Origin of the sequence: Pseudovibrio sp. POLY-S9 (genome assembly GCF_001431305.1) — a bacterium.
Classification (GTDB): domain Bacteria; phylum Pseudomonadota; class Alphaproteobacteria; order Rhizobiales; family Stappiaceae; genus Pseudovibrio.
The window spans coordinates 201,911-210,838 of record NZ_LCWX01000200.1 but is presented as its reverse complement, the minus strand read 5'-3'; the positions used below and the strand labels follow the sequence as shown (position 1 = coordinate 210,838).

Annotated in this window: 7 protein-coding genes and 2 pseudogenes; 7 read left to right on the top strand and 2 right to left on the bottom strand. The window is 51.6% G+C overall.

Features of this window, described 5'->3' with window-relative positions; all coding sequences use genetic code 11:
- Positions 1-429, top strand: a pseudogene (locus PPL9_RS20675) (ribonuclease E/G); the annotation flags it as partial.
- A 55-nt stretch (positions 430-484) separates the two neighbouring features.
- On the opposite strand, the gene PPL9_RS20670 reads toward PPL9_RS20675, so the two are convergent.
- The gene (locus PPL9_RS20670; protein WP_057464438.1) at positions 485-1,627 is read right to left on the bottom strand and encodes an aminotransferase class I/II-fold pyridoxal phosphate-dependent enzyme; all 1,143 of its coding nucleotides are present in this window, start codon (positions 1,625-1,627) and stop codon (positions 485-487) included.
- 185 nt (positions 1,628-1,812) lie between these two features.
- On the opposite strand from PPL9_RS20670, the gene PPL9_RS20665 reads away from it, so the two are divergent.
- The 5 genes from PPL9_RS20665 to aat all read left to right on the top strand — a co-directional run bounded on the left by PPL9_RS20665 (position 1,813) and on the right by aat (position 7,154).
- Positions 1,813-3,255 (top strand): M48 family metalloprotease, encoded by a 1,443-nt coding sequence (locus PPL9_RS20665; protein WP_057464437.1) that lies wholly within the window; start codon positions 1,813-1,815, stop codon positions 3,253-3,255.
- A 51-nt stretch (positions 3,256-3,306) separates the two neighbouring features.
- Positions 3,307-4,050, top strand: coding sequence for a DsbA family protein (locus PPL9_RS20660; protein WP_057464436.1), 744 nt, complete (start codon positions 3,307-3,309; stop codon positions 4,048-4,050).
- A gap of 524 nt (positions 4,051-4,574) precedes the next feature.
- Positions 4,575-5,051, top strand: coding sequence for an acetyl-CoA carboxylase biotin carboxyl carrier protein (gene accB / locus PPL9_RS20655; protein ID WP_057464435.1), 477 nt, complete (start codon positions 4,575-4,577; stop codon positions 5,049-5,051).
- 14 nt (positions 5,052-5,065) lie between these two features.
- Positions 5,066-6,433, top strand: a complete 1,368-nt coding sequence (gene accC / locus PPL9_RS20650; protein WP_057464434.1) for an acetyl-CoA carboxylase biotin carboxylase subunit — start codon at positions 5,066-5,068, stop codon at positions 6,431-6,433.
- 31 nt (positions 6,434-6,464) lie between these two features.
- Entirely contained in the window at positions 6,465-7,154 is a 690-nt protein-coding gene (gene aat / locus PPL9_RS20645) for a leucyl/phenylalanyl-tRNA--protein transferase (RefSeq protein WP_057464433.1), read from the top strand.
- Between the two features lie 13 nt (positions 7,155-7,167).
- On the opposite strand, the gene PPL9_RS20640 is transcribed toward aat, so the two are convergent.
- Positions 7,168-7,701, bottom strand: a complete 534-nt coding sequence (locus tag PPL9_RS20640; RefSeq protein WP_348271976.1) for a DUF2155 domain-containing protein — start codon at positions 7,699-7,701, stop codon at positions 7,168-7,170.
- A 264-nt stretch (positions 7,702-7,965) separates the two neighbouring features.
- On the opposite strand from PPL9_RS20640, the pseudogene PPL9_RS33535 reads away from it, so the two are divergent.
- Positions 7,966-8,928, top strand: a pseudogene (locus PPL9_RS33535) (hypothetical protein); the annotation flags it as partial.

Here is an 8,928-nt window from a genome sequence, read left to right as displayed (position 1 = left end):
CCTGCACCTGAGGAGACAGCTGAAAAGGAAGCTTCTACAGAAGTAACCGAAGCCCCTGCCCCTCAGGCAGAAGAAACTTCAGACGTCGCGGTGAAAGAAGCTCCAGCAGAAGTGGCAGTACAAGCAGAGCAACCTGCGGAAGCTTCGGCAGAACCAGTGAGCAAGCCTGCAGAACCGATTGCTGAGCAGCCTAAAGAAGAAAAGCCTGCGGAAGTCGCTAAGGTTGAAGTGAAGGAAGAAGCTCCGGCTGTCGAGGCCCCTAAAGCTGCAGAAGCAGAAGTTGAGGCCGAAGCACCAGCGAAACCGAAAGCGCCAACCAAACCGGTTGTGACATCGCATAAGGTTGTTGAAGGGGAAACCGTTGCCGTTGAAGGCGATGACGACTCGCCGCGCCGCACAGGTTGGTGGCAGCGCCGCTCTTTCTTCTAAGAAGAAACAAGTTCAAAAAAAGCCCGCTCAACTGAGCGGGCTTTTTTATTGCCTGTTACTTGAGCCAGTCTTCCAACCGCTCCACCGCAAGCTTGATATCGGGCTCCTTCCCCGCAAAGGAAAAGCGCATGTATTGATTCCCGCGTGTCAGATCAAAATCTACGCCGGGCGTCGCTGCAATGTGTGTCTCTGCCAACATCTTCTGACAGAACTCCATGGAATCGTTGGTGAGCTTTGAAACACCGGCATACACATAGAACGCACCGTCAACCGGCAGCACATCAAAACCAAGCTGAGGAAGATGATCAAGCAGCACCTGCCTGTTGGCAGCATACCCAGCCTTGATCTTCTCATAATCCTCCGTCGCATCAAAAGCAGCAGCTGCAGTCACCTGCGCCAACTCTGGGGGCGAAATGTAAAGGCTCTGCGCAATCCGCTCAATCGGACGTACAAGCACTTCAGGCAACACCATCCAGCCAATACGCCAACCTGTCATGCAATAGTATTTGGAAAAGCTATTGACGATGATCGCCTTGTCCGTAAAGCGGAGCGCCGTCTCCTCCTCCATATCATAGGCAAGCCCGTGGTAAATCTCATCGGAAATGAACCACAGATCCATCGCCTCACAAGCTTCAACCAGTGCCTTGAGAGCATCAGGAGACATCATGGTCCCGGTTGGATTCGCCGGGCTGGCCACAAGCACGCCCTTTAGCGGCTTCTCCTTATGCACTGCCTCAAGATTCTCAGGGGTAAGCGACCAGCGCGTTTCCGGCCCAACCTCAATCTCCACACACTCCAGCCCTAACACCTCAATAATATTGCGGTAGGCCGGATAGCCCGGAGATGTAATTGCAATGCGGTCCCCTCTGTCAAACCCGGCAAGAAACGCAAGGTTAAAACCGGCAGAAGAACCCGTAGTTGCAAAAATGCGAGATTCTGGAACCTCTAATCCAAAGGTTTGCTTATAGTAGCGAGCAATGCTCTTCTTCAGCAACGGAATGCCCTGCGCTTCCGTGTATCCCAATCGGCCAGAAGACAGGTGGTCATGCGCAACCTTCAAAACCGAGTCAGGAACAGGCGCTCCCGGCTGCCCCACTTCCATGTGCAGCACATGTTCTCCGCTTTGCTCAAGGCGGTTGGCAGCATTCAGCACTTCCATAGCTTGAAAAGGCAGGACTTCACTACGTTTTGATCCCATTAATACTGACAAATGCATTCCCTCTTATTTCTTCTTCTCAGAGCCTGTGCTTTAATTTTTCGGGCTACCTAGCAATTTTGCCTAATAACTGCCTATCTTGGGTGGTTAAGGCTTATTTGAAAGTCTATGTAGTACTTTAAGTGCGAACCGCTCTGCGCCTGCCAAGCCAATTAAGGGGACTTGACGTGCAATTTAAGAACAATGCATTGAAACGTGTGATTGAACCAGTCAAATCACAAGCAACAAAGTTTGCACGCAAAATTCTTATAACAGCAACCGCACTTTCACTGGTTGTACCTAATGTGGCAATCACCACAGCTCAAGCTCAACAAAAGAAGGGGCTCCCCCTCGTTCGCGATGCAGAAACTGAAGATCTGCTGCGCGAATACGCCAAACCGATCTTCCGGGCAGCTGGACTTCCTGCCAATCAGGTTGAGATCATTTTGGTCAACGACAAGAGCTTTAACGCCTTTGTTCCAGACAGCCGCAGGATGTTTATCAACCTCGGCGTCATTATGGATGCCAAAACGCCAAGCGAAGTGATCGGCGTGATCGCACACGAGACCGGCCATATTGCTGGTAACCATCTGGTTCGCATGCGCCAGGCAGCGTCAAACGCACAGATCATGTCTGTTATCGGCATGATCCTGGGTGCAGGCGCTATGGCAGCAGGTGCAACCACGGGCAACAGCTCTATAGCCCGCGGTGGTGCAGCAGCCGTCTCCGGCGGCGGAGCGCTCGCCCAACGAAGTTTCTTGTCCTATCGCAGATCTGAAGAATCGTCAGCTGACCAGGCAGCCCTGCGCTACCTCGATCGCATCGGCGTTTCTGCCAAGGGCATGCTCACAACATTTGAACGCATGGCGGATCAGGCTCTGTTTTCAGCGCAGTATGTAGATCCATACGCGCTCAGCCACCCCATGCCGCGCGCCCGTTTCAACGCCCTTCAAAACAGGGCTCAAAAGGCGAAGCACTTTAACAAGAAAGACCCTGAGCGCCTTCAGCTGAAGCATGACATGGTCAAAGCCAAACTGCTGGCATTCACCAGTCACAGAAACTCAGTTTATCGTGCCTATCCGGAAAGAGACAAAAGTCTCCCTGCGCAGTATGCCCGTGCTATTGCCAGCATGAGGTCCGACAAAGCGTCAAAAGCTGTCAGAAAAATTGACGCCCTGATCTCAAAAGCGCCGGAATATCCGTATTTTTATGAAATCAAAGGACAGGCGCTGCTCGAAGGCGGCAAGCCGAAAGCCGCAATTGCGCCATTCCGTAAGGCGCTGGCGCTTTATCCTGGCAATCCGCATTTTGAAATCTGGTTGGGCTTCGCAATGGTCGCATCCGATGACAAGCGATACCTGAAAGAAGCAAAGAGCATTTTGACCAGAGCTCTGCGAAAAGACAGATATTCCATGAACGGTTATGCGCAGCTTGCAATCGCGAATGCCCGTCTGGGCGATATCGCTGGAGCAGATCTGGCAACCGCTCAAAGCCATATGACCCGCGGCGATGTTCGCAGCGCACAGCGCTACGCAAAACGCGCTCAGAAAAAATTGAAAGTCGGCTCACCCGCTTGGCAACAAGCTGACGATATACTGTCAGTCAAAGTGCCTCAGCTCAGACGCCGCTAACAAATCAGACTGATAAAAATCAAGCACCCGAACAGGGTTACAGGAGACGTCATGAACAAACTCATTCGCAGAGCTGCGATCACATGTGCAGCAACGTTCGCCCTGCTGCCAGCAACTTTTTCTGCACAAGCAGAAACAGTGAACCGCGCTGAAGTCGAAACAATCATCAAGGAATACCTTGTCGCAAATCCGGAAATCGTGTTGGAAGCGCTTCAGGAACTTGATAAGCGCCGCCTCGCAGAAGAAGAAAGCGCACGCAAAGGTGCTATCTCCAGCCTCTCTGATGAGATCTACAACAGTGACTACCAGATTGTCCTCGGCAACCCGGATGGCGACGTCACGCTCGTAGAGCTGTTTGACTACAACTGCGGTTACTGTAAGCGCGCGCTGTCTGACCTTGTTCGCCTCGTTGATGAGGACAAGAACCTCCGCGTTGTCTTGAAAGAGTTCCCTGTTCTGGGCAAAGCCTCTCAGGAAGCTGCACGCGTTGCGATCGCAGTTGCTGAAGTTGCACCTGATAAATACGAGGATTTCCACCTCGCACTTCTGGGTCAGCCTGGCCGCGCAAACCTCGCCAGCAGCCTGAAAGTTGCAAAGGACCTTGGGATCTCTGATGCAGATCTTGAAAAATCAATGAAGTCCAGCCGCGCAGCTGAAACCTTCCAGGAAGTATTCACGATTGCTGAACAGCTCGGCATCACCGGAACCCCTTCCTATATTTTGGGTGAAGAAGTGATTGTTGGAGCCGTCGGCTACGACACTTTGAAGGAAAAAATTGCAGCTGAACGCGAGTAGATTGATCCCAATCGCGCATATCAACGCATTTTCGCAGCTTTATCCTTAAGAACTCAACTCAGAGCGGACAAAGGTCTTTTCCTTGGTCCGCTCTGACCATATAAGAGGGCCAGTTATGTTTATTTGCCTGGCTACTCTTTACCAATACGTCAAGTAAACCTAGCTTATTACACAGAGTTTTTGAGAACAGATTGGTTGCGTAGGCGCAACTACATTTGTGTACTTCTGAGTAAATCAAAGCGTTATGTGCCTTTCTGCGCTAATAAACATGATATTGCCTTATGCGCAGCCTAGGCACTCCGGATGCATACTTTTTAAAAGACAGCATCTCGCAAATAGAGAATTAATGGCTATCTAAGCAGTTAATAACCAACTGCTTGCGTAGTTCATTCAGTCAGAAAATCCATAGTTTGCTCTGAGCAATTGGATTTTCACAGATTATTAAAGGCCATCCTTGCTGCACAATCGCTTTGGGGGCCAAACCGAAGGCTCCTGGCATTAGTCAGGGCATTTCGAACTGGACGATGAAAACGATGACGAAAGAAACTAAGTTTGATCAGGAAATGATCCGCCAGCTTGCAAATGTGCTGGACGAAACCAACCTGACCGAAATCGAAGTGGAACAAAAAGATCTCCGCGTTCGTGTCGCTCGTCAGCTGACAGTGGGTGCAGTGGCACCAGTAGCAGCACCTGCTCCTGTAGCTGCGCCGGCACCAGCAGCGGCCGCACCTGTAGAGATTGCAGTTTCTGCAGATGCGGCAAACCATCCGGGCGCAGTTACTTCTCCAATGGTTGGCACAGCCTATCTGGCACCAGAGCCAGGCGCGTCAGTCTTTATTGAAGTAGGTAAGTCCATCAAGAAGGGCGAAACAATTCTGATCATTGAAGCTATGAAGACCATGAATCAGATCCCTTCACCAAAGTCAGGCACTGTGACTGCAATTCTGGTTGAAGATGGTCAGCCAGTTGAATTCGGCGAACCACTTATCATCATCGAATAACAGGCGAAGTCTCTATGTTCTCAAAGATCCTCATCGCAAACCGCGGCGAGATCGCACTCCGCATCCTTCGGGCATGTAAAGAGCTTGGCATTCGCACTGTAGCGGTCCACTCTACTGCCGACGAAGACGCAATGCATGTGCGCCTTGCTGACGAAAGTGTTTGTATTGGTCCGCCGGTAGCGCGCGACAGCTACCTCAACATCCCGCAGATTCTGGCAGCCTGTGAAATCACTGGCGCCGACGCTGTGCATCCCGGTTATGGTTTCCTTTCCGAGAATGCACGCTTTGCGGAAATTCTTGAGGCACACGGCATCACCTTTATCGGCCCTACCTCAGAACACATCCGTGTGATGGGCGATAAAATTCAGGCGAAAACCACGGCAAAAGAACTGGGCATTCCAGTTGTGCCAGGTTCCGATGGTGGCATCACTCCTGAAGACGACGTCCATGCAATCGCTAAGGAAATCGGTTATCCGGTTCTCGTAAAAGCGGCAGCAGGCGGCGGTGGCCGCGGCATGAAGGTCGCTCTGACAGCTGAAGATCTGGATACTGCGATCTCAACCGCACGTTCCGAATCCAAAGCAGCCTTTGGCGATGATGCTCTGTACATGGAAAAGTACCTCGGCAAACCACGCCACATTGAGGTGCAGGTTCTGGGTGACGGTCAGGGCAATGCAATCCACCTCGGTGAGCGCGACTGTTCTTTGCAGCGCCGCCACCAGAAGGTATTCGAAGAGTGCCCATCCCCTGCGCTCAATGGAGAGCAACGGATGGAAATCGGCGAAGTTTGTGCAGACGCTATGCGTAAGCTCAAGTATCGCGGTGCGGGCACAATCGAATTCCTTTATGAAAACGGTGAGTTCTACTTCATTGAAATGAACACCCGTTTGCAGGTGGAACATCCTGTAACCGAGATGGTTACCGGCATTGATCTTGTGATCGAACAGATCCGCATCGCTGGTGGTTCTACTCTGTCAATCAATCAGGAAGAAGTTCGCTTCTCTGGTCATGCGATTGAGTGCCGTATCAACGCAGAGCATCCTCTGACCTTCGCACCATCTCCGGGCACAATCACCTATTACCACCCACCGGGCGGTCTGGGTGTGCGCGTAGATTCAGGCGTTTATCAGGGCTACAAAATTCCTCCACATTATGACAGCCTGATCGGTAAGCTGATCGTTCATGGCCGGACCCGTGTGGAATGTATGATGCGCCTGCGTCGTGCTCTGAGCGAGTTTGTGGTTGATGGCATCAACACAACTGTTCCGCTCTTCACAGAGCTTCTGGACAATCAGGATATCGCCAACGGCGCCTATGATATCCATTGGCTTGAGAAGTTCCTGGAAGCGCACATCGCAGCACAGAACTCCGAAGAAAACTGAGGAGATTTAGGGAGGTCAAAAGCAGGCCAGCATGGAATTTAAGATTACCCCACAAATTCTGCTTAAAGCATACGCTTGTGGCATCTTTCCAATGGCTGAGACTGCTGACTCTCCTGATCTTTTCTGGATTGATCCCGAGCGGCGAGGTATCTTGCCGCTCGATTCATTTCACATCCCCAAACGGCTCGCCAGAACCGTCCGCTCCGACAAGTTTGTCGTTCGAGCCTCCCGTGATTTCAAAGCAGTAATCTCTCACTGCGCGACAACCACCTCAGAGCGCAAAGAGACATGGATCAACACTGAGATCCGCAAGCTCTACACTGCACTTTTTGCCATGGGGTATTGCCACACAATCGAGGTCTATAACGCCGCTGACGAGCTCGTTGGCGGCCTTTACGGCGTATCACTGGGCGGTGCTTTCTTTGGGGAGAGCATGTTCTCACTGGAGCGGGATGCATCCAAGGTTGCCCTTGTGCATCTGTATGGCCGTCTGCTCTATGGAGGCTACAAGTTACTGGACGCTCAGTTCGTAACAGAACATCTGGAACAGTTCGGGGCGACAGAAGTTCCCAAAGAGCAGTATGGCAAGCTGCTGGAAAATGCGCTGATGGTACTCGGAGATTTTCACGCATTACCGCAGGAGAGCTCTGGCAAATTAGTGCTGCAGATCATCGAGGATATGCGCCCTGCTCCACCTAAAAACAAAAACGGCCTCATCTGAGAGGCCGCATCATTTACCGCAGTGTTGCAACAACCTTCGGTCGTGGCATCGGAATTTCCCCTGAAGAAACAAAGTCTTTCCCAGCTAGATCATCCTCTTCGGAAACAAGATCAACAGCAGGACCAGCGTATCCTTCTGGTGGCGGCACAGAAGTTGTCTTCTTACAGTTGATCAGCCAGATGTCATAGACGCTGTGCTCAACAGCGTGCACACCTGGGTTACTTGCGAACATCCAGCCACTGAAAATCCGACGAACTTTACTGTCAAGCGTAAGCTCATCAACCTCAATAAACGCAGTGGTTTGAGAGGCTTCAGTCCGAGGCCGGGAATTACAAACGCGCGGCGTTACCTGAAGCGCACCAAACTGAACTGTCTCATCAATATAGACATCAAACGTGGTAATGCGGCCGGTAATTTTATCCAGCCCTTTGAACACTGCAACCGGGTTTTTAATTGGTGTCTGAGCTTGTGCAGGCAATGCAAATGCTGCCCCACCAATCAACGCAGCAAGTGCGCAGGATGCAGCGCGCCCAAGATATTTACGCATTGTAAAACCCATAAAACTTTCCAGCAGCTAGTGATTCAAACGCCCGAGCTGTAAAGGGCTTAGCACTGGAATGCTACGGGGAAAAGGCCAGAACGAGGCAAACACGCGGCAATCGCTGAGGAATCTCAGCTAACCCACAGGCGTTGCGCGAAAGCCACGATAACCCACCGGCAAATTTTACTTAAATAACAAGGCGTGGATTGTCCAAATGGTCTTGAGTGGCTGGTTTCATAGAGCAGGAAGCAGGCAACAACCGAGACCTCAATGCAAGCAGAGCAATCGCACTCGATAACCCAGCAACAACAGCCACACCGGGCATCCAGTGCACTTTGCGTTGGTTTGCGTTATTTGTGCGTTACACGCCTTTTTGCTGCGTTTTTTTGCGTTCTTTTGTTTCTGGCACTCTCGGGCGAGGCTCCCGCCCAGTCCCTCTACCAGAAGTACATCAAACAGCAGCAAAAGGAGATCCTGAAAGCTCCCTCTGAAAAGCCAGAGATGCCATCTGACGAAAACGGCATGCCTGAGACACTGCGCATGCCGGCAATGCCTCTGATGGAGTTTCGCGCAAAAGACATTATCGGCATGTTCCCTCTCGCACCTGCCGACACCAGCTCCCCAAGAGCAACGCTGGACAGCTTCCTCGATATCATGGAGGAAACAAACCACCTCATTCAGGAAGCTTACGAAGAAAACACAGGCATGGGTGCGTTCTCCATGGAAACGCTCGGTATGAGCAAAAACCATGAGCACATTCAGAACCAGATCCATCTCGCCGAGATTCTTCTGGAGCGTGCCAGAGGCTGCTTTGATCTTTCCGGCCTCCCCAGCGCAACACGTCAGCAAACGTCACTGGAGTTGGTCCTGCAGCTCAAAGAGATACTGGATCGCATCCCGCTTCCCCCCTTCCCGGATATCCCCGGAACAGCAGCAGGCACCTACGACTTCAATCAGGCCGATTTGGAAAGCTCCTGGACGATCCCATTCACCCAAATCGTCATCACCAGGATGACCGAGGGACCGCAGCAAGGAGACTATGTCTTCTCAGCAGAAACAGTGGACCGGATTCCGGAGTTTTATGAGGAAGTCAAAGCGCTCCCCTCCCGTTCCTCCATTCCGCAAGACCTTTACCACTTTTTCGCCAGCAGTCCCGGGCACCTGCTTCCGCCAGCCTGGTTTTCGTTGATTGAAAGCCAACCTCCATGGCTACTGGAACTGTATTATGGACAG